21 protein-coding genes are annotated in these 19,516 nt (G+C 70.6%); 9 read left to right on the forward strand and 12 right to left on the reverse strand.

Annotated features, from left to right (window positions below):
- Positions 1–4 precede the first annotated feature (4 nt).
- The 7 genes from GJ743_RS17155 to GJ743_RS17185 form a co-directional block, all read right to left on the reverse strand.
- Entirely contained in the window at positions 5–1,162 is a 1,158-nt protein-coding gene (locus GJ743_RS17155; protein ID WP_155053126.1) for a DUF917 domain-containing protein, read from the reverse strand.
- Positions 1,159–2,268 (reverse strand): DUF917 domain-containing protein, encoded by a 1,110-nt coding sequence (locus tag GJ743_RS17160; protein ID WP_155053127.1) that lies wholly within the window; start codon positions 2,266–2,268, stop codon positions 1,159–1,161. Before GJ743_RS17160 ends, GJ743_RS17155 begins: the two co-directional genes overlap by 4 nt.
- A gap of 2 nt (positions 2,269–2,270) precedes the next feature.
- Complete coding sequence (locus tag GJ743_RS17165; protein ID WP_155053128.1) at positions 2,271–3,818, reverse strand: hydantoinase/oxoprolinase N-terminal domain-containing protein; 1,548 nt, start codon at positions 3,816–3,818, stop codon at positions 2,271–2,273.
- A 57-nt stretch (positions 3,819–3,875) separates the two neighbouring features.
- On the reverse strand, positions 3,876–5,282 hold the full coding sequence (locus GJ743_RS17170; protein ID WP_155053129.1) for a purine-cytosine permease family protein: 1,407 nt from the start codon (positions 5,280–5,282) through the stop codon (positions 3,876–3,878).
- A gap of 293 nt (positions 5,283–5,575) precedes the next feature.
- Entirely contained in the window at positions 5,576–5,902 is a 327-nt protein-coding gene (locus GJ743_RS17175) for a YciI family protein (RefSeq protein ID WP_230386883.1), read from the reverse strand.
- A 157-nt stretch (positions 5,903–6,059) separates the two neighbouring features.
- Complete coding sequence (locus tag GJ743_RS20275; protein ID WP_155053130.1) at positions 6,060–6,395, reverse strand: HepT-like ribonuclease domain-containing protein; 336 nt, start codon at positions 6,393–6,395, stop codon at positions 6,060–6,062.
- Positions 6,392–6,892 (reverse strand): nucleotidyltransferase family protein, encoded by a 501-nt coding sequence (locus GJ743_RS17185; RefSeq protein WP_328289308.1) that lies wholly within the window; start codon positions 6,890–6,892, stop codon positions 6,392–6,394. Before GJ743_RS17185 ends, GJ743_RS20275 begins: the two co-directional genes overlap by 4 nt.
- Before the next feature lie 148 nt (positions 6,893–7,040).
- Between GJ743_RS17185 and GJ743_RS17190 the strand changes: the two genes are divergently transcribed.
- From GJ743_RS17190 to GJ743_RS17210, 5 genes are all read left to right on the forward strand, one after another.
- Positions 7,041–7,787, forward strand: coding sequence for a hypothetical protein (locus GJ743_RS17190; RefSeq protein WP_155053131.1), 747 nt, complete (start codon positions 7,041–7,043; stop codon positions 7,785–7,787).
- Position 7,788: 1 nt separating this feature from the next.
- Positions 7,789–8,226 carry a helix-turn-helix domain-containing protein gene (locus GJ743_RS17195; RefSeq protein WP_155053132.1) on the forward strand — a complete coding sequence of 146 codons (438 nt, stop codon included), beginning with the start codon at positions 7,789–7,791 and terminating at the stop codon, positions 8,224–8,226.
- A 44-nt stretch (positions 8,227–8,270) separates the two neighbouring features.
- Entirely contained in the window at positions 8,271–8,999 is a 729-nt protein-coding gene (locus GJ743_RS17200; RefSeq protein WP_196217042.1) for a hypothetical protein, read from the forward strand.
- A 162-nt stretch (positions 9,000–9,161) separates the two neighbouring features.
- Positions 9,162–9,419, forward strand: a complete 258-nt coding sequence (locus GJ743_RS17205; protein ID WP_155053134.1) for a hypothetical protein — start codon at positions 9,162–9,164, stop codon at positions 9,417–9,419.
- 833 nt (positions 9,420–10,252) lie between these two features.
- On the forward strand, positions 10,253–10,432 hold the full coding sequence (locus GJ743_RS17210) for a hypothetical protein (protein WP_155053135.1): 180 nt from the start codon (positions 10,253–10,255) through the stop codon (positions 10,430–10,432).
- 85 nt (positions 10,433–10,517) lie between these two features.
- Here GJ743_RS17210 and ppsA read toward each other — a convergent pair whose 3' ends face one another.
- From ppsA to GJ743_RS17225, 3 genes are all read right to left on the reverse strand, one after another.
- Positions 10,518–12,917, reverse strand: coding sequence for a phosphoenolpyruvate synthase (gene ppsA, locus GJ743_RS17215; RefSeq protein ID WP_328289309.1), 2,400 nt, complete (start codon positions 12,915–12,917; stop codon positions 10,518–10,520).
- Positions 12,918–13,431: 514 nt separating this feature from the next.
- Complete coding sequence (locus GJ743_RS17220; protein ID WP_155053136.1) at positions 13,432–13,701, reverse strand: DUF1876 domain-containing protein; 270 nt, start codon at positions 13,699–13,701, stop codon at positions 13,432–13,434.
- Positions 13,702–13,897: 196 nt separating this feature from the next.
- The gene (locus GJ743_RS17225) at positions 13,898–14,599 is read right to left on the reverse strand and encodes an O-methyltransferase (RefSeq protein WP_155053137.1); all 702 of its coding nucleotides are present in this window, start codon (positions 14,597–14,599) and stop codon (positions 13,898–13,900) included.
- Positions 14,600–14,765: 166 nt separating this feature from the next.
- Between GJ743_RS17225 and GJ743_RS17230 the strand changes: the two genes are divergently transcribed.
- Both GJ743_RS17230 and GJ743_RS17235 read left to right on the forward strand, forming a co-directional pair.
- Positions 14,766–15,164, forward strand: a complete 399-nt coding sequence (locus tag GJ743_RS17230; protein WP_155053138.1) for a DUF7715 family protein — start codon at positions 14,766–14,768, stop codon at positions 15,162–15,164.
- Positions 15,165–15,205: 41 nt separating this feature from the next.
- Positions 15,206–15,469, forward strand: a complete 264-nt coding sequence (locus GJ743_RS17235) for a type II toxin-antitoxin system Phd/YefM family antitoxin (protein WP_155053139.1) — start codon at positions 15,206–15,208, stop codon at positions 15,467–15,469.
- A gap of 22 nt (positions 15,470–15,491) precedes the next feature.
- On the opposite strand, the gene sigJ is transcribed toward GJ743_RS17235, so the two are convergent.
- Entirely contained in the window at positions 15,492–16,535 is a 1,044-nt protein-coding gene (gene sigJ / locus GJ743_RS17240; protein WP_230386884.1) for an RNA polymerase sigma factor SigJ, read from the reverse strand.
- A gap of 88 nt (positions 16,536–16,623) precedes the next feature.
- Here sigJ and GJ743_RS17245 point away from each other — a divergent pair, with 88 nt between their 5' ends.
- Positions 16,624–17,151, forward strand: a complete 528-nt coding sequence (locus tag GJ743_RS17245) for a hypothetical protein (protein WP_196217043.1) — start codon at positions 16,624–16,626, stop codon at positions 17,149–17,151.
- Positions 17,148–17,999, forward strand: a complete 852-nt coding sequence (locus GJ743_RS17250) for an SDR family oxidoreductase (protein ID WP_155053141.1) — start codon at positions 17,148–17,150, stop codon at positions 17,997–17,999. The genes GJ743_RS17245 and GJ743_RS17250 overlap by 4 nt, the downstream gene beginning before the upstream one ends.
- Positions 18,000–18,351: 352 nt before the next feature.
- Here the strand turns inward: GJ743_RS17250 and GJ743_RS17255 are convergent, their stop codons facing one another.
- The gene (locus tag GJ743_RS17255) at positions 18,352–19,371 is read right to left on the reverse strand and encodes a zinc-dependent alcohol dehydrogenase (RefSeq protein ID WP_155053142.1); all 1,020 of its coding nucleotides are present in this window, start codon (positions 19,369–19,371) and stop codon (positions 18,352–18,354) included.
- Positions 19,372–19,516 lie beyond the last annotated feature (145 nt).

Raw genomic sequence — 19,516 nt, forward strand, 5'->3', positions numbered from 1 at the left:
AAGCCTAGACTCGGGCGGCCTCCGCTGAGCGCTCGACCGGAACGTGCTCGACCGGAATGCGTTCGACCGGAACGTGCTCGACCGGAACGAAGGGCTCGGAGAGCCCGAAGGCCGTGGGGCCGAACGCGGCGAGCGCCGCCGGGGTGCGCATCATCTCGGGCGTCGAGATGCCGAGCACCCGCACCCGCTGCCCGTAGCGCAGCCCCTCCGTCGTGATGGGCTCGGCCGATTCGTGGTCGACGACGCAGATGAGGTCGGGCACGATCGCGACGACCTCGCCGTCGCGACGGGCGATGAGGTTCTCGTTCTGGAACGAGATCTCGAAGGTGCCGCCGTCGGCGGGATCGAGCGGCGAGATCACCGCGCGCCCCTTCGCGAACCCGTCGGTCGTGCGTCGCTCGACGTCGGTCACCTTGCCGACGAAGAGCTCGCGCACGTGCGAGTAGAGCGTCGGCGCCAGCGTCTCGGCGATCGCCTCGAACGGCGAGCGGTGCTGCTCGCGAGCGAGGCGGATGCTGCGGCCGAGCGCCAGCGCCATCGAGATCGTTCGCGGCACCGCGGTGCGCCGCACGTCGGCACCGGACATCGCGTACTCGGCGATGTGGCCAACGCCGCCGAGCCGGATCGTGATGGCCCGGGCCAACCACTCCATCTGGCGGTCGTCGTCACCGGTGTCGATGATGACGCGCTCGCCGCGTTCGCCCGCGAGGGCGAGCGGCGAGCCGTGCACGCCGTAGACCGCGAAGGTCTCCATCGAGAGCTCCGGGAACGCCCGGCCCATGCCGTCGGCGTCGACGACCGGCAGGCCGGTCTCCGCGGCGACGACGAGCGGGATCATCGAGTTGATCCCGCCGCACTCGATGGGCATCGTGGCATCCGCTCGTCGGCCGAGGTGGTCCTCGAGGATGCGCAGGGACAGCGTCGGCTCGGTTCCGGCTGGGATCTTCTCGACCATGACCGTCGGCGCCCCCATCTGCGCGGTGGGGATGACGAAGAGGTCGTCGGCCAATTCGTCCGGGTCGAGGATGGTGATCGACCCGCCGCCCAGCACGCGCTCGACGAGCATCTCGCCGATGTACGGGTCGCCGCCGCCGCCCGTGCCGAGCAGGGTCGCGCCGCGCGCGAGATCGGGCAGGTCGGCCGCCGTCAGTCGCCAGCTCATGCCGCCGTCTCCTCGAGGTCCGCGTCGACGGTGCCGTCGAAGCGATGGGCCGGCCGGTCGTAGCCGAAGTACTCCGGCCCGACGAGGGCGAGGGCTTCGGGCGAGTGCCAGCGCTCGTCGCTCGGCGCGCTGATGACCCGCACCCGCTGGCCGTAGCGAAGCGCCTCCGTCGTGATCGGCAGGCCCGAGTCGTGCTCGAGCACGATGATGAGGTCGGGCGTGGTCACGAGGGTGCGGCCGTCGACCTCGGCGATGAGGTGCTCGTTCTGGAACGAGAGCGTCATCGCGGATGGCGCCTGCGCGGCATCCGCCCCCTCGATGCGGGCCCGGCCGCGCGCGAAGCCGGCCGTGGTGCCGCGCTCGACGTCGACGACCTTGCCGGCGAACAGCTCGCGGCCGCCGAGCAGGGCGACCGTGCGCTCGACCGGGTCGGCCTTCTCGGCGCGTGCGGCGGTGATGCCGCGCCCGATCTCGATGCAGTGCGCGAGCGATCCGGGGACCAGTGCGGCGCGCGCCTGGTCTCCCGACATCGGGAAGCCGGAGATCATCACCGAGCAGCCCATCTCGACGCAGGCCACCCGGGCGATGCGCTCCGTCCAGCTGTTGTCGACGGTCTGCAGCACGCCCACGTTGCCCTTCTCGTCGCCGAAGGCGAGGGGCGAGGCCGTGATGCCGTACAGGGTGGGCAGCACCATCTGGAGCTCGGGGAACGCCCGGCCCATGCCGTCGGCGTCGATGAGCGGCAGGCCGAGCGCGGCGGCCGCCGCGATCGGGATCGTCGAGTTCACGCCGCCGACCTCGGCGCACGCGATGTGCGTCACCGGTCGGCCGAGGTGGGTGCCGAGCGCGTGCACCGGCGCAACCACCTCGTCGAGGCTCGGCAGCTTCTCGACCATGACGGTCGGGGCGCCCATCATCGCGACGGTGAGCACGACCGCGTCGGCCGGCACCTCGTCGAGGGTGGCCACGGTCACGTCGCCGTGCTCGGCGAGCGCTTGGGCGGCGAGCAGCGCACCGATGTAGGGGTCGCCGCCTCCGCCGGTGCCCAGGACGGCCGCACCGCGGGCGAGGTCGTGGATGTCGTCGGAAGTGATCGTCCAGCTCATCGTCACACCGCCATGTCGAGGTCGCCGACGGCCTTGACCCGGATTCGCGTGGCGTTGCCCGGCAGGTAGGGGATCGGGACCTCGTCGAAGTCGACGATCGCGACCGATCGGGGTGCGGCGCCCGCGGCGATGGCCTTGTCGACGGCCTCGGCGCGCACCTCGGAGAGGGCCTCCTCGCGCCGGCCGGGCTCGATGGCGTAGACCTTGTCGATCTCGCCGCCGACCTGCGCGATGGACGCGCCGATCGCGTTCGCCACGGCGTAGTTCTCGGGCCGGTGCACCTTGCCGAACATCGGGAGCAGCTCGGGCAGGAGGATCGATCCGCCCCCGACCGCGACCACGGGGATCGGCTCGGGCGAGGTGCGCATGCGGTCGACCGCCTCGGCGACGCGCTCGGCGATGCGCGCGAGCACCTTCGAGACGAGCGCGGGGTCGAGGTGCGCCACCTTCGACGGGTCGCCGACCTCGGCGCGGCCTGCGGCGACCGCGATGTCGGTCGCCGTCAGGGTGGAGCCGCCGAAGACGAGGGCCTCAGTGGTGAGCCGGTAGCCGACCGACTCGGGCCCGACCTCGCCGGTCTCGGGGTCGACGATGCTGCCGCCGCCGATGCCGATCGAGAGCACGTCGGGCATACGGAAGTTCGTGCGGATGCCCGCCACCTTCACCTCGTTGGCGGTCTCGCGGGGGAACCCGTTGATGAGCAGGCCGATGTCGGCGGTGGTGCCGCCGACATCGACCACGGCGCACGTCTCGAGTCCGCTCGTGATGGCGGCGCCCCGCATCGAGTTCGTCGGGCCCGACGCGAACGTCGCCACCGGGTAGAGGCGCACGTAGTCCTCGTCCATCAGCGTGCCGTCGTTCTGGCTGAGGAAGATCTGCGCGTCGATGCCCTGCTTGCGGACCGCGGCCGTGAGGCCGTCGACGATCTCCGACGCGAGCTCGCGGAGCGCCGCGTTGATGATCGTCGCGTTCTCGCGCTCGAGCAGGCCGATGCGGCCGATCTCGTGCGAGAGCGAGATCGCGACGTCCGGCCCGAGCTCCTCGGCGATGATGCGCCCCGCCTCGACCTCGAGGTCGTGGTTGACCGGGCTGAAGACCGATGAGATCGCGACCGAGCGGATGCCGTTGGCCTTCATGTCGGCCGCATGCGCGCGGAGCTCGTCGGGGTCGAGGGGCGAGATCGGGCGGCCGTCGAACTCGTAGCCGCCGTGCGCGAGGTAGCTCCTCGCGCTGATCGCCTGGGCGAGCGCCTCGGGCCAGTCGACGAGCGGCGGGAGCGCCTTCGTCGCAGGCAGCCCGAGCCGCAGGGCCGCGGTGGGGGCCAGCCGCTTGGCCTCCACGAGCGCGTTGATGAAGTGCGTCGTGCCGATCATCACCGCGTCGATCTGCCCGCCCTCGAACGGGTGCATCGAGCGCAGGTCCTCGATCGCCTGGACGATGCCGGTCGTGACATCCGGTGTGGTCGAGTGCTTCACGCCTGCGAGGGTGGTGGTGCCGTCCATGAGGACGGCATCGGTGTTGGTGCCGCCGACGTCGATGCCGATGTGCATGATGGTGTCGCTTCCGTTTCGTCTGGTTGGGGTGACCGGGTTCAGCGTGCCGCCGGGTCAGCGCGTGGTGGCGGTGGACGTGGAGGTCGCGGTGGCGTCGGCTGCGTCCGCTGCACGCGCCGCGTCGGTGCCGCCGTCCGCCGCACCGGATCCCTCGGCCTGGATGGTGCGCGCCGAGCCGATGCCGCGGACCCAGCCGAGCTTGCCGGCGATCACGTAGAGCACCATCGACGTGATGAGCGAGAGCACCGGCGGGATGCCCCAGGTGACGAAGTAGCCGACCAGGGCCGAGATCGCCCAGATGATGATCGTCGCCGGCACGATCCGCGGCGCGGACGCCGGGAGGGAGCCCGCCTCGCGCGTCGCGTCGAGGTCGCCGCGCCAGCGCTTCACGATGAAGTACTCGGCCACCATGATGCCCGCGATCGGCGGGAACGCGACGCCGAGGATGATGAGGAACTCGGTGAACTGACCCAGGATGCCGACGGCGGCGAGGATCGATCCGACCACGCCGAGCACGATCGTGGTGGTCACGCGGTGCAGGTTGCGGTTGAACGCCGTCGAGATGAAGTTCACGAGGCCGAGCGTGGAGGAGTACAGGTTCCAGTCGTTGATCTTCAGGGTGCCGGTGATCACGATGATCAGGCCGACGAAGCCGATCGACGAGGTGACGATCGCGACGATGTTGCCGGATGCCGCGGCGTGGGCGAGCAGGACGCCGGCCAGTCCGATCACGAACTCGCCGAGGGTCACGCCGACGACCGTCTGCTTGACGACATCCGCTCGCGACCGGTTGAAGCGCGTCATGTCGGCGGTGATGATCGCGCCGACGATGAGCCCGCCGGCGACGATGCCGGTGCCCTGCCACACGGTCATGGTCGGGCCCGGGGCGGGGCCGGTCAGCAGCTCGACGATGTCGTGGTTCGCGAGCTCGCTGATGATCGACCAGCCCACGAGGATGAGGAAGAGCGGAACCGTGATGTTCGCGAGCCACTGCATGCCCTTGAAGCCGAACGCCACGATCGCGGTCACGGCGAGGCCGAACAGGAGGCTCCAGGCCCAGATGGGCATGACGCCCGGCAGGAGCACGTCGAGCGACTCCGCCGAGATCGCCGACTGGATGCCGAACCAGCCGATGAGGCTGATGCCGATCGCGAGCCCGACGAGTGATGCGCCGATCTCCCCGAACCCGGTCCAGCGGGCCAGGAGGGCGGTGTTCAGTCCCTCCTTCTGCCCGATGATGCCGACGATGCACATGATCACCTCGAGGATGATCGACCCGAGCAGGAGGGCGAGGGCGGCTTCGCCGAAGGTCATGCTGTAGCCGAGGGTGGCGCCGAGCAGGAACTGCGAGAGTGCGGAGACCTGCCCGAAGCGCTGCACTGCGATGCCGAACCAATGCTTCTGTGCGCCGCGGGTGACGCGCGACAGCGCGAAGTCGTCAGCGTGAACCATGCGAGACATGAGCGTCCTTCGAGTTTGGGGGGACTGGTTGGACTCAAAGTAGTCACCGCCCGACCGGGTGACCATGTGCGTTCTGCACTGATCGGGACAAGGATTCAGCGGAACGCACATGCCATTGACTGCGCCTGGGCTGCGCGTGGCGGACACTCCTTTCCAGCGATGCCGCGCGAAGGTGAACCGGCCTTGCTCGGGATCGACGGCGCGGAGGTGGACGCCCATGGTTCCGGCTCATGTGCATGGTCGTGCACTTGACCGAAACGCATGACCGCATCCGACGCGGTGCGGTGGTCGGCCTACGCCTCCGACTCCCCTTGCAGGGCCCGCACCTCGATCGGGGTCTGCAGGGCCCGCGAGGCGCGCGTCGCCCACTCCACGGCCGTCGCCTCGTTCGTGGCCTCGATCACCCAGAAGCCGCCGACGTACAGCGGCGCTTCGACGAACGGCTCGTCGAGCACGCGCGGCTCGGCGCCCGAGGCATCCACGGTCTTCGCCGTCGACGGCGGGTGCAGTCCGCCGGCGAACCGGAACGCGCCAGACTCGACGAGCGCGGTGTTGAACTCGTCGACCGCGGCCATCACGGCCGCGAGCTCGGCCGGGTCCATGGCCTGCATCGACTCCATCGTCGGCTCGTCGGGGCATGGTCAGGAAGTACTGGGTCATCGCTCTGTCCTCTCGTGAGCGGGCGGAGGTCGCCCTCACTTCAGACGTCGAACGACGAGCGGGTCGATCGACATGGTCCCCGACATTTGATTCCGGATGCCGCGATCACCGCGCCGATCAGGCGCGGATGCGCTCGACGAGCCTTGCCAACTCGGGGAAGCTGCGCGACACGGTGACCCAAAGCCCGTCGGCGTCGACGCGGTCGTAGTGGTGCACCACGAAGTCGCGGTTGCGCGCGGCCTGCGACCAGAGTGGGTCACTGAAGCGTGACGGGTCCGCGGAGACCAGGCGCTTCGCGAGGTCGCCGACGCGATTCGACAGGGCCTCGAACGCCAGGGGGATCGCCGGGTCGCGGCCGAAGTCGTCGCGACCGCGCGCGACCAGCGTCGAGGCGGTCTCGAGCGTCGCGCTGAGGTCGTCGAGCCAGCGGTCGATGCGGGCGGCCGGCCTCACAGGTCGACGGCCTCGGCCAGCACGGCACGATCGCGCTTCGGGTCGAGCGAGCGACGCGACACGACATCCACCGCTCGGTCGAGCAGCGACTCCAGGTCGAGCTCGAATTGGGCGAGATCGAAGAGCGACGCATCGGGGTCGGGATCGACGAGGAGGTCGACGTCGCTGTCCTCGGTCTCGTCGCCGCGCGCCACCGAGCCGAACACCTGCACGGAGCGGATGCGATTCGCGCGGGCGAGTCGCTCGATGAGCGGCTTGCGGCGGTGGAGGAGGTCGAGCACGGGTTCCGGTGCGCGCTCGACGGCGGAGGAGGGCGTGCCGAGCGCTGCGAACGGCACGAGCACCGCCTCGGGCTTTCGGTGCGACCCGATGACGACCGGGCGCGCTTCCGCGCCACGAGCTCGGAACTCGCGGAGCAGGCCCGAGAGGCCGGCGCGCGCCACGGCGACCGGCATGACCGGGCTGTCGGCGAGGTCGTCGAGCTGACGTGGGGTCACGGGTCGATTGTAGCCAAAATGTACAGAAATATGTACATATTGCGACGTGCGCTGAGCGACGCGATACGCGCAGGGACGCGCGGGCGAACACCGTGCCGATCGCCGTCACCCGATGACGATATGTATCGGATCAGATACACTAATTCGGATGGACGGCGAAGACCGTAGCAGCGGGTCGCCGGAACTCGCGGACATCCACCCCGACCTTCGGCTCGTCCTCGAGTCGGCGGCCCGACTGCAGGAACTCGTGCCCGACACTGTGACCGTTCGCGGTTCGGTGGCAGCGCGCTACGCGCGGCATCGCGCTTCGTATGACCACGACCACGTGGTCGCCGATCTGCGGGACCGCTTCGAGGTGCTGCTCGACGCGCTCGAACGCGAAGGCGGCTTCGTGACGAATCGGCTCGTGCCGGGCAAGATCATCCTCGGTGAACTCGGCGGAATCGAGACCGGCATCCGCCAATTGATCCGCACCCGACCGCTCGAGACGCAGCGCGTCGATCTGCCGTCCGGCCGGAGCGTCGCGGTGCCGACCCTCGCGGAGACACTCCGGGTCAAGGGATTCCTCATCGTGCGCCGCAACCAGACTCGCGACTACCTCGACGTCGCCGCGCTCACTGCGCGGTATGGGGTCGACCGCGCGGCAGACGTACTCGCCGACATCGATGCCTACTACGCGGATGACACGAAGCCCGCGTCGGAACGGCCGGTGCGCGACCAACTCGTGCGTCAACTCGCCGATCCCTCACCGCGCGACGCCAGCACGACGCGGCGGCTCGCCGGATACAAAGGCCTGAACCCGCGCTGGCACGACTGGAACGACGTGACGGCAGCATGCCAGGCGCTCGCTGCCGCCATCACGGTCCGGGCGGGCGACCGATCGGAGGGGGTGTGAGATGGCCCTGCGATTCCGCAACCTCGAGGTGACGCCGGAGGACCCCGTCGACCGGTGGGGTGCCGAAGGCATGCTCGCCGCGATCGACCGCGGCGGCGTGGACGACTGGCGGAAGATCATCCTCGCGATCCGGGTCGCTCCGTACGGCCCGGTCGCGGCCGACCTCGAAGAGGCCCTCGAACTGGCCGAGTCCCGAGGTTCGGCGCAGTTGCTCCGAAGCGCTCTCGAGGGGGCCCGTCAGACGCCCGAGCAGCGCGTCATCGAACGACTCCGCATGCTCGCGTTCGAGACCGACATGAGCCAGGGCGACCTCGCGGCGCGCATCGGCACGAGTCGCACGCGACTCAACTCGTACCTCTCGGGGGCGGTGATGCCGTCGGCAGCGCTGGTCGAACGAGTCGCCGAGGTCGGTCGCACCCGGCGCAGTGAGCTGGTCTGAGCGAGCCTCGCGATTGCGACGCCGGCGGGTCTAGCCTGTTGGCCGTGGGGCGGAGGATCGCCCCGGCCGGGATGACAGGCGTCATCGCCGGGGTAGTCGTGGTCGGAACGGGTGCAGCCACTCTTGGGGCGGCAACCGGAGGGAGCACGTTCGCGCTCGGGGCAGCCCAAGTCGGCGTTCTGGCGGGTGTGCTCACCATCGTCGGTACCGTCATCGTGAGGAGGCTCTGGCTCGCGGGAACGATCACGAACAGCGTGGATGCGACCGTAGACCCGGAAGCGGCCGGCATCATCCCGGTCGCGCTCGTCACCCGGTCCGTCTCGGACTGGTGGGTCGCCGCCACGATCCTCCGAATCGCGGAGCGAGGCATCATCGTCATCCACCACGTGTCCAGCGCGGACATCGGCGGTGGCCACGACCGGATCAGGTTCGAACTCATCGGAGATCCGACGGCCGTGGAGGCGGCCGCGCTCGCCGGAGACGACGATGCGGCTGTCGCGAGAGCGCTGTTCGGCCATCGGCTCGCGCACGGCGTCCAGGCTGCCGGTGCGCCGAGCGCGGCGACACGTGCACGTCTTGCGAAGGTCGGGCGATCCGGCGCGCGGGAGGCCGCGCGCTCGTACGTCGACACGGTGCCGAAGCGATGGCGCAGGGCCCTGTTCGCGCTCGACCTCCTCGCGTTCATCGCCGGCCTGGTGGTACTCTCACGTGCGAATCGGCCGGAGGAGGCACTCGTCGCAGCCGCGGCATTGGTGATGGGTTCAGTCGCCTAGTACTGCTGGATCTACGTCGTCCCGCGGTGGGCCACGCTGAACAGCGAAGGCCTCCGACTGCGCCAGAATGCGACACCTCGTGCGCTCGCAGTCGCAGACTCCGAGCGTCGGGCCGACGGCAGTCGCGTCCTCCCGTGGGCGGTGCTGTTCCGATGGCCCGCCGTGATCTCCCGCTTCGCGCGGAACGCGGACGAGGCCGGCACCACTCCCGACTGGTATCGAGCGGATGGCGGATTCTCACCGACCACCTTCATCGCGGATGTCGCAACGATCGCGAAGGCATTCCGGATGGCCGGTCCCGACCGTGAGGATACGCTCGCGGTCGAAGCCACCTCCGCGACGGTGACCGCCGAGCGCGGGTGGAGGTTCGCCGACGGCATCCTCGGCCTCGGTGGCGACGATGGCGACGGTACGAGCTGAGGTGCGCGTGTGGTCAGTCGGGACGAGGTGGCCTGTGCGGAACCGAGCACATTCGGACCCCGACCGGGTGGCTGCCCCGCGAGACCACGAGCCCGTTCTCCCGCCGACTCAAGGGACTCGCGGCACAGGTGTCGTCGGCGTAGCGTGCGCAGCGTGGCGGCATCCGTGTGATCCCGGCGGATGCCGGGGATGGTGGCGCATGAGCGCGGTGATGGTGCTGAGCGGGATGGCTCGGGAGGGCCCGATCGTCACGTCGATCGCCGGTTGGCCCACGTTCGTGCCGGCGACGCAACGTATCCGGCTGACCTCCTCCTCGAATGCACGCGGGATTCGGGCGCGGTCGACCTTCTGCGATCGGCCCAGGAACCGGGCACGCAACTCCTGGGTGCGCTGTTCGCCGGCGTCCCGCGTCGAGGTGATCGGGTCGAACTCATCCGGACGTCGATGCTCGAGGAGCGACTGGCGGAGTCGTCCGCGCGATGCATGGCGCGGTATCGCGCGGACTTCGGTCGCGCCGACCCCGCACCTCGAGGTGCGCCGTCGCGCGTCGGCCGCATCCTGACAGTCATCGCGGGCGCGGGCAGCCTCGTCGCGCTCGTGATCGCGATGTTCGCGGGCGCCGCCGTCGCGGCAGGGGCCGCGACCGGCGTGCTGGTGCTCGCCGTCGTCACAATCGTGGCGGCATCCGTCCCGTACGAGGCGAGTACCGAGTCACTGGAACCGCTCAACTCCACCGGGAAGCTGCTTCGCACTCGCGCCGAGTCGATGCGAGGTGCATTGCGATCCGTCGACGTCGCTTCCGTCGCTGACGGCGAACGACTGCTCCGTGGGCGGTGCTGTTCGACATCGAGGGTCCGATCGTCCGGTTGGGCTCGCTCATCGAGGCGGGCGCTGCGGTGCCGACGTGGTATCTCTCCGAGGTGCCGGTGACCTCGCATCGCTTCGTGTCGTGCATGAACGATCTCGTCATTCGGATGCGAACCCCGTTCATTCCCGGTCCGATCACCATCTGATGCTGGGGCCGCGCGAGTGCGTCCGCACCGACGCGGCCCCGAGGCATCCGCTGCCGCTCCGAGACCGGGCTCGGGCTGGCCGCCCTCAGACCAGCGCCGCTTCCCGCTTCGCGGCCTCCATCCGGCCCAGCCGCTGCCAGGTCTCGACGACCGTGTCGGGGTTGAGCGAGATCGACGAGATGCCCTGCGACATGAGCCATTCGGCGAAGTCGGGGTGATCGCTCGGGCCCTGGCCGCAGATGCCGACGTACTTGCCGCGCGAGACGCACGCCTCGATCGCCATGCTCAGCATCTTCAGCACCGCGGGGTCGCGCTCGTCGAAGACGCGCGCCATCTCGGCCGAGTCGCGGTCGACGCCGAGCGTGAGCTGGGTGAGGTCGTTCGAGCCGATCGAGAAGCCGTCGAAGTGGTTGAGGAACTCGTGCGCGAGCACCGCGTTGCTCGGCACCTCGCACATCATCACGACCTGCAGGCCGTTCTGCCCGCGGACCAGCCCGTTCTCGGCGAGCGCCGCGATGACGGCCTCGGCCTCGGCGATCGTGCGGACGAACGGGATCATGATCTTGACGTTCGTCAGCCCCATCTCGTCGCGGACGAACTTCAGGGCCTGGCACTCGAGGTCGAAGCACTCCCGGAAGCCCGGCGAGACGTACCGCGACGCCCCGCGGAAGCCGAGCATCGGGTTCTCCTCGTCGGGCTCGTAGCGGTCGCCGCCGACCAGGTTGGCGTACTCGTTCGACTTGAAGTCCGACATCCGCACGATCACCGGGCCCGGAGCGAACGCGGCCGCCAGCGTCGAGACGCCCTCGGCGACGCGCTTGACGAAGAAGTCGCGCGCGCCAGCGTACGGCGCGATGCGCTTGCGGATCTCCTTTGCCACCTCGGGCGCCTGGTCGTCGACGTCGAGCAGTGCCTTCGGGTGGATGCCGATCTGACGGTTGATGATGAACTCGAGGCGGGCCAGGCCGATGCCGTCGTTCGGGGTTTGCGCGAAGTTGAAGGCCTGCTCGGGCGTGCCGACGTTCATCATCACCGACGTCGGGATCTCGGGCAGGTCGCCGAGGTCGGTGTACTCGATCGAGTAGTCGAGCGTGCCCTCGTAGACGTACCCGGTCTCGCCCTCACCGCACGAGACGGTGAGCTGCTGGCCGTCGATGAGGGCGGATGTCGCATCGCCCGTGCCGACGACGGCGGGCACGCCGAGCTCGCGGGCGATGATCGCCGCGTGACAGGTGCGGCCGCCGCGGTTGGTGATGATGGCCGACGCCATCTTCATCACCGGCTCCCAGTCGGGGTCGGTCATGTCGGCCACGAGCACGTCGCCCGGGTTGAACTCGTGCATGTCCTCGATCGAGGAGAGCACGCGCGCCGGGCCGGCGCCGATCTTGTGCCCGATCGCGCGACCCTCCGTGACGACCGTGCCGCGCTCGCCGAGGACGAATCGCTCGGTGCGCCCCGTGCGACGGGCGACGACCGTCTCGGGGCGGGCCTGCACGATGTAGAGGCGTCCGTCGATGCCGTCCTTCGCCCACTCGATGTCCATCGGCCGGCCGTAGTGCTTCTCGATGCTGACCGCGTAGCGGGCGAGCTCCTCGATCTCGGCGTCGGTCAGGCTGAAGCGTCGCGCCTCGGGCGGCGTGACCGGCACGAACTCGACCGTGCGGCCGACGTGCTTCGACTTCGTGTAGATCATCTTCGTGGCCTTCTCGCCGACCGTGCGCTTCAGGATGGCGGGGCGGCCCGCGTTCAGCGCCGGCTTGTAGACGACGAACTCGTCGGGGTTCACGGCGCCCTGCACCACGCCCTCGCCGAGGCCGTACGCCGACGTGATGAGCACCGCGTTCGAGAAGCCCGACTCGGTGTCGATGGTGAACATCACGCCCGACGAGGCGAGGTCGCTGCGCACCATCCGCTGGATGCCCACCGACAGCGCGACGTCGAGGTGGGCGAAGCCGTGGTGCACGCGGTACGAGATCGCGCGGTCGTTGTAGAGCGACGCGAACACCTCGTGCACGGCCTGGAGGATCTGGTCGATGCCGCGGATGTTGAGGAACGTCTCCTGCTGGCCGGCGAAGGATGCGTCGGGGAGGTCCTCCGCGGTCGCGCTCGAGCGCACGGCCCATGAGACCGGGTCGGCCGGGTCCTCGCCCTCGGTGAGGGTCGCGTACGCGCCCCGGATCTCGGACTCGAGGTCGTCGGGCAGCGGGGTCGCGATGATGTCCTCGCGGATGGTGCGGCCGGCGCGGGCCAGGGCGAGCGTGTCGGAGCTGTCGAGCCCGAGGAGCGTTGCGGCGATCCGGTCCTCGAGGCCGGTCTGCGCGAGGAAGCTGCGGAACGCGTCGGCCGTGGTCGCGAACCCCTCGGGGACGTTCACGCCGGCGGCGCCGAGGTTGTGGATGAGTTCACCGAGCGAGGCGTTCTTGCCGCCCACCTTCCCGATGTCGTCGAGGCCGAGGTCGGAGAGCCAGAGGATGTTCGTGGTCACGGTGGACTCCCTTTCGATGTCGTGAGGCGATGGGGCCGGCGGGATCGGTGCCGGTGAATCGAGGTTGCCTCACGGCTCGGGTGCGACTTTGCCAAATCAGGGCGAAAGAATCGCTGGAATTAACCGATTCGGCCGGAAATGGTCACCTTGATCGGCGGACTGCGTCGAGAACCGATGAATGTTTCGTGCGTATGACGGCGAGGGTGGGCCCGGGCGCGACTCCGTCCGGCGCCGCGCCTGTCCCGCGGCTCCGCCCGGGCGGCGCGCCGGGCCGCCCCGCGGGCCGCCCCGCCCCGTGCAGGTCCTGCGGCTCCGCATGGCCCCGCGACGTCCCGGCCGACCGTTGCCGGTTTCGTCATGTGCACGGTCGTGCACATGAGCGAACGCGACACCGTCGGCCGGCCGGCAGCACACTCGGACTCGCCGCGTCGGAGCAGAGTCGACCGGGCGTGCGCGGGCGCGCCGCGGCATCCGTCATCGCCACCTCATCGGCGCAGGCGGCGACTGCTCGCACCTATCGATGCAGGTGCGCCGGCTGGCCGGTCGCGCCGCGGATGTCCTTCTCCGCGGTGTGCAGCATGCGCTCGGCGAGGTTGCGCAGCGCGCGCGACACGGCGAGCTCGTCGCCGATCTCGGGCACGCTCGGATCGAGCGGATTGCGCTGCGCGTGGCCGTCGCCGGTCACGTCCATCCCTGCCGGAGTGCGCAGGCTGACGTGCGCCCAGGTGCTGTCTTCTTGCTCGTCGATGTCGACGGTGACGCTCCACTGCTTCGTCGCAGTCATGGAACTCACCACCCCTCCCGGTCGATTCCACCGCCAGCGTAGGACGGGGTCGGGCGGGCGGCGTCGAGTCCGTGCAAGGTGTCCACCCCGCGGGTGCTCGTTCGGTCGAATTCGCAGGACGAGCCGGGCGATGGGGGCGCGGGCGGATGGATCGGGCGTGTCATCCTGCGAACTCGCAGTCGCACCCGCGCGTCGCCTACCGGATGAGGGCGATCGCGAGCCCGTCCCACCCCTTCGCGCCGACGGTCTGGAGCGCCGTGGCATCCACCCGCGGGTCGCTGCCGAGCAGTTCGAGGCCGCGCTGCGTGCCGACCACCATCGGGTCGACGCTGTCGGGTTCGGCGACCTCGCCCGCGCGGCCGATGTTGTCGACGACGATGACCGTGCCCGGGCGCCCCAGCCGGATCGCCCAGTCGAGGTAGAGCGCGTTCGACTCCTTGTCGGCGTCGATGAAGACGAGGTCGAAGGGGTCGGCGGCGGCGTCGGCGCGTCCGTGCTCGGCGAGCCGCTCGGCGAGGTGCGGCAGCGTGTCGGCGGCGCGGCCGACGATGATCTCGACGCGGCCCGCGACATCCGCTCGCTCGAGGTTGGCGCGCGCCACGTCGGCATGCCGCTGCTCGAGCTCGAGCGTCACCACGAGACCCTCAGGCCCGATGCCACGGGCCAGGTGGATCGTCGAATAGCCGCCCAGCGTGCCGATCTCGAGCACTCGTCGGGCTCCCGTCATGCGGGCGAGCAACTCGAGGAGCCGGCCCGCGAGTGGGGTGACCTCGATGGCGGGAAGGCCCGCGGCGAGGGAGTCGCGGCGGGCGGTGGTCAGGGCGGGATCGTCGTCGAGCAGGGCCGCGGCGAGGTAGTCGTCGACGCGGCGCCAGTTCGCGAGGGTGGGGTCGGCCATGGGGTCAGCCTCGTCGGGGTTCGACGGGGCGTCAACGGGTGGCGGCCTGGCCGAGTCGGCACGGTGGCCGAGGCTCCGACGTAGACGCTTCGGCCGGCGATGTCGGAGGGGCCGCCTAGCGTGGGGCGTACTTACTCGTGAACTCGTGCCGGGCTCGGAGTGGAACATGAAGGTGCTGGTCGCGACCGGCGAGGCCCAGGGTACGAGATCGACCGACGTCATGCGGTGCGTCGAGGGTGAGCTCGTCCACATGATCGAGGCGTGCCCCTACAGCGCGCGACATCCGTACGGCTCGTGCGACTGCGGCCGCACGTTCCGCGGCATGACGAGCGACGGGGTCACGACGACCGCGGTCGTGCGAACGATGTCCGATCTCGACTTCGCGGCGTACGTCGACTGTCTCGACGCCACGCACCGGTTCAAGCGGAAACTCGGGTGCACGTGCGAGTTCGACGCGGTCGCTCAGGCATGGAACCTCGTGGCGATCGCCGGCGTGCTGCCCGAGGGCACGATCGTCGAGCGGCTCGTCGATCGCGTGGTGGTGCGGCGAGCGGTGGGGTCGTGATGATTCTGGAGCGCAGGCCACGGTGGCGTTACTCTTCGACCATGCCGCATGGTGAGATCGAGGGACGCGAGCTTCGCCGAAGCTCGGGCAGGGTTCTGGAGGCGATGGAACGCGGGGAGGCGATCATGCTGACGCGGGATGGGCACGCGATCGGGCGATTCATCCCCCTTTCTGAGCGCACCTTCGTGTCGAGGTCGGAGTTCGACGCGGGATCGCGCATGGTTGCCTCGATCGATCTCGATCGCTTCCGCGCCGACCAGGAGGACCTCGGAGTCTCGACGCTGCGCGACCCGCATTCGCTTTGAGGGCCGAGGTAGCCGAAGCACCTCAGTCCCGCCACGCCCCCAGCTTCTCCGGGTTCATCACGATCCACAGGTCGGCGACGCGGCCGGCGACGACGTTCAGGTTGACGACGCCGATGACCACGCCGTCGCGGAGCACCGCGAAGCCCGTGCCATCCGTCGTCGCCGTCGGCTCGACCCGGTCGGCCGGGTTCTTGGCGAGCAGGCCCAGCAGGAACCGCGCCACGTTCTCGGCGCCGAACACGGGCTTGCGGGCCGCCGAGACGAGGCCGCCGCCGTCGGAGCGGAGCGTCACGTCGGGGTCGAGCACGCGGGTGAGGGCGGCGAGGTCGCCCGCCTGCGTGGCGGCGGCGAACGCGGCGACCACGGCATCGTGCTCAGCGCGCGAGACCTGACGGGAACGCTCGGCGGCCACGCGGCGCCGGGCCGAGGTCGCGAGTTGGCGCACCGCGGCGGGGGAGCGGCCGACGATCTCGGCGATCTCGGGAAACGGCACCGCGAACACGTCGTGCAGCACGAACGACACCCGTTCCGGCGGCGTCATGGCCTCGAGCACGACGAGCAGCGCGCTGCTCACCGCCTCGTCGAGGGTCACGCGGTCGAGCGGGTCGGGTGCGGCGTCCGTCTGGGCGGTGACCGATCCGCCGGCGACACCGGCGGAAACGGCGGGGGCGGATGTCGCGGCCGCGCCGGAGCCCGCAGCGAAGTACCCGGCCGGCAGCGGCTCGGGCAGCCACGGGCCGACGTACCGTTCGCGCCGCGCCCGCGCGGTGCCGAGCAGATCGAGGCACACGCGCCCCGCGACGCGGGTCAACCAGCCCGCGGGATTCGCGATCGCATCGCGCTCGGCATCCGACATCCGATACCAGCGCACGTACGTCTCCTGCACGGCGTCCTCTGCCTCGCCGGTCGTGCCGAGCATGCGGTACGCGAGCGCGAGCAGCCGGCGTCGCTCGTCGATCACGTCGGCGAGCTCGGCGCGGGCGTCATCCCGCGGGTCGCCGTCGCCGTCGTCCTCTCGCGCGTCGGTGCCGTGGGCGTCGCGCTCCGGGTCATCCGTCATCGTCATTCCCATTCCCTCCCACCCAGCATGACGACACAGCGCCCCGAACCGTGAGATTCGTCACACTTCGGCCCGCTGTTTCGTCAGAGTGTGCATGAGCAGAATCCACACGGCCGCGCTCGCAGCATCGGCGGCCATTGCACTCATCGTCGGCGGATGGGCGTTCTTCGCGCCCCGATCCTTCTACGACTCCTTCCCCGGCATCCTCGGCACCTGGATCTCGACCGACGGAGCCTTCAACGAGCACCTCATCCGCGACGTCGGCGCCTTCTACCTCGGGCTGGGCGTCGCGAGCGTCGCTGGGCTGGTCTGGCGGAGCCCGGTAGTGTTCCGCATCCTCGGCCTCGCCTGGACGACCTTCGGTGCCTTGCACCTCGGCTACCACGTCACGCACCTCGGCCACCAGGGCGTCGCCGACGACATCGCCGCGATCACGTCCCTCACGTTCGCGCTCGTGCTCGGCGTCCTCCTGCTGATCCCGGGGCGCGACCAGGGCCGAGCGGATGCCGCGACCGGAGCGGATGCCGCGGGCCGCGCGCCGCACGCCCGAGGCTCGGGCCCCGCGGCATCCGCCCCGCCCTCGGGCCGAATCGCCGCCCCCACGACGGAGGTGACCCGATGAGGATCGCTATCGCCGGGGCGACCGGTGTCGTCGGACGCCATACCGTCGCCGCCGCGGAAGCCCGCGGGCACGACATCCTGTCGCTCACCCGCCGCGCCGGTTACGACCTCGAGCGCGGCACCGGACCCGCGGGTGCGACACTGGCTGCCGCGCTCGACGGCATCGACGCCGTGATCGACGTGACGAGCGTGCAGACCACCGCGGCGAAGCGGTCGCGCGCATTCTTCACCGCGGTCACCGAGCACCTGCTCGCCGCCGAGCGCGACGCCGGCGTGCGCCATCACGTCGCACTGTCGATCGTCGGCATCGACGGCGTCGAGGCGTCGTACTTCGCCGGCAAGCACGCGCAGGAGCGCCTCATCGAGTCCGGCCCGGTGCCGCACACCATCCTGCGCGCGACGCAGTTCCACGAGTTCGCCGAGCAGGTGACGGCCCGGCTCTCGCTCGGTCGTCTGATCACCCCGATTCCGGTCGGGCGGTACCGGTCGGTGGCGGCGCGCGAGGTCGGGGCACGGCTCGTCGCGCTCGCCGAGGGCGGCGCCGTCGGTCGTGCGCGCGACCTCACGGGCCCGCGCGAGGAGCGGCTCGTCGAGATGGTGCGACGCATGTTCGCCCGCGACGGTGTGAGCCGTGCGATCGTCGAGTTCCCGCTGCCCGGGGCGTACGGGCGGGCCTCGGCGTCGGGCGTGCTGCGCGGCGGCGCGGACGCCGACCGCGCCACGATCACGTTCGACGAGTGGCTGGCGTCGCCCGGCCACACGCCGGTCGGCGCGCGAGCGGATGCCGCGGCATCCGCTCAGGCGAAGGCGCCGACGCAGCAGGACGGCGGGCGCGCGGCCGGGCGGTAGCGAGTACGCAGGATGAGCCGCGTCACCCCGGGTCCCGGCGAGGCCGTGGCACGGCTCACCCTGCGAACTCAACGATCTGCCACTGTCGGGGTTCCGGAATACGCAGGATGAGCTGCGTCAGAGGTCACCAGCGAGACCCATGGCACCGCTCGTCCTACGAACCGATCGGCCCGGCGGGCCCAAGCGGGGCCCCGGCGGGGCGTGATGGTGCGAGTTCGCAGGATGAGCCCCGTCATCTCGCTTCACGGGAGGTCATCGCACGTCTCATCCTGCGAACTGCGCGGTCCGGCGGACGGGCGGCGGCGAACGCACCGCCCCGGGCACCGCGGCAGACGGCCCGGCGCGCAGGAGGTCAGCTCGCGCCGTACTCGAACACCAGCCGGGCCGGAACGTCGCCGTGCAGCACCTCGTCGACGGCGGTGTTCACGTCGCCGAGGTCCCGCGGCACCGCGACCACGCGCGTGCGCCCGAGCGCGTGCAGCGCGAACACCTCGGCGAGATCCTGACGGGTGCCGACGATCGAGCCGATGATCGAGATGCCCTTCAGCACGGTGTCGAAGATGGGAACGGTGAGCGTGCCCTCCGCGGGCAGCGAGACGAGCACCATCCGACCGCCGCGGTTCAGCGAGGAGAACGCCTGGTCGAACACCTGCGGCGCGACGGCGAGGACGATCGCGACATCCGCCCCGCCGACCTCGGCGATCGCCGCGACCGGGTCGACCTTCGACGCGTCGACGGTGTGGTCGGCGCCGAGTTCGCGGGCGAGGTCGAGCTTCTCCTCGGTGATGTCGACAGCGATGACCTCGGCGCCGACGAGCCGCGCGTACTGCACCGCGAGGTGGCCGAGACCGCCGACACCGAATACGGCGACACGCTCACCGGGCACGACCCGGGCGTTCTTCACGGCCGCATACGTCGTGACGCCCGCGCAGGTCAGCGGCGCGGCATCCAAGGCGGAGACGCCCTCGGGCACCGGCGACGCGAACTTCGCGTCGGCGATCGCGTACTCGGCGTACCCGCCGTCGATCGAATACCCGGTGTTCTGCTGTGCCTCGCAGAGGTTCTCGCGTCCCGAGACGCAGTAGCGGCACTCGCCGCAGGCGTGCCCGAGCCACGGCATCGCGACACGTTCGCCGACCGACCGCGAGGTGACGCCCTCGCCGACCTTCTCGACGATGCCGACGCCCTCGTGCCCCGGCACGAACGGCAGGCCGGGCTTCACCGGCCAGTCGCCGCGCATCGCGTGGATGTCGGTGTGGCAGAGCCCGCACGTCTCGAGGCGCACGAGCACCTGCCCGGGTCCCGGCTCCGGGATCGGCCGGTCCTCGAGGTCGACGGGCCGGTCGAACGCCGTCACGACGGCTGCACGCATGATGTTCCTCCTGTGGATCGGTGGGATCGAGGGCCCGGCATCGACGCGGCGCCCCGTCTCCGAGTCTGGAGGCCGCGGTCAGGTGATCACGGGGACTTGGTCCTGCGCCGTCCGATCGGCGGATGCCGCGGCAGCGCGGGCAGCG

Origin of the sequence: Agromyces bracchium, assembly GCF_009709675.1 — a bacterium.
GTDB lineage: Bacteria > Actinomycetota > Actinomycetes > Actinomycetales > Microbacteriaceae > Agromyces > Agromyces bracchium.

What these genes read in the sequence shown, in the direction of transcription:
- GJ743_RS17155 (WP_155053126.1), bottom strand. Translation starts at nt 1,162, where the DNA reads ATGAGCTGGCGACTGACGGCGGCCGACCTGCCCGATCTCGCGCGCGGC.
- GJ743_RS17220 (WP_155053136.1), bottom strand. Translation starts at nt 13,701, where the DNA reads ATGACTGCGACGAAGCAGTGGAGCGTCACCGTCGACATCGACGAGCAA.
- GJ743_RS17165 (WP_155053128.1), bottom strand. Translation starts at nt 3,818, where the DNA reads ATGCACATCGGCATCGACGTCGGCGGCACCAACACCGATGCCGTCCTC.
- GJ743_RS17195 (WP_155053132.1), top strand. Translation starts at nt 7,789, where the DNA reads ATGGCCCTGCGATTCCGCAACCTCGAGGTGACGCCGGAGGACCCCGTC.
- sigJ (WP_230386884.1), bottom strand. Translation starts at nt 16,535, where the DNA reads ATGACGATGACGGATGACCCGGAGCGCGACGCCCACGGCACCGACGCG.
- GJ743_RS17245 (WP_196217043.1), top strand. Translation starts at nt 16,624, where the DNA reads ATGAGCAGAATCCACACGGCCGCGCTCGCAGCATCGGCGGCCATTGCA.
- GJ743_RS17175 (WP_230386883.1), bottom strand. Translation starts at nt 5,902, where the DNA reads ATGGAGTCGATGCAGGCCATGGACCCGGCCGAGCTCGCGGCCGTGATG.
- GJ743_RS17160 (WP_155053127.1), bottom strand. Translation starts at nt 2,268, where the DNA reads ATGAGCTGGACGATCACTTCCGACGACATCCACGACCTCGCCCGCGGT.
- GJ743_RS17255 (WP_155053142.1), bottom strand. Translation starts at nt 19,371, where the DNA reads ATGCGTGCAGCCGTCGTGACGGCGTTCGACCGGCCCGTCGACCTCGAG.
- GJ743_RS17190 (WP_155053131.1), top strand. Translation starts at nt 7,041, where the DNA reads ATGGACGGCGAAGACCGTAGCAGCGGGTCGCCGGAACTCGCGGACATC.
- GJ743_RS17230 (WP_155053138.1), top strand. Translation starts at nt 14,766, where the DNA reads ATGAAGGTGCTGGTCGCGACCGGCGAGGCCCAGGGTACGAGATCGACC.
- GJ743_RS17250 (WP_155053141.1), top strand. Translation starts at nt 17,148, where the DNA reads ATGAGGATCGCTATCGCCGGGGCGACCGGTGTCGTCGGACGCCATACC.
- GJ743_RS17170 (WP_155053129.1), bottom strand. Translation starts at nt 5,282, where the DNA reads ATGTCTCGCATGGTTCACGCTGACGACTTCGCGCTGTCGCGCGTCACC.
- GJ743_RS17225 (WP_155053137.1), bottom strand. Translation starts at nt 14,599, where the DNA reads ATGGCCGACCCCACCCTCGCGAACTGGCGCCGCGTCGACGACTACCTC.
- GJ743_RS17235 (WP_155053139.1), top strand. Translation starts at nt 15,206, where the DNA reads ATGCCGCATGGTGAGATCGAGGGACGCGAGCTTCGCCGAAGCTCGGGC.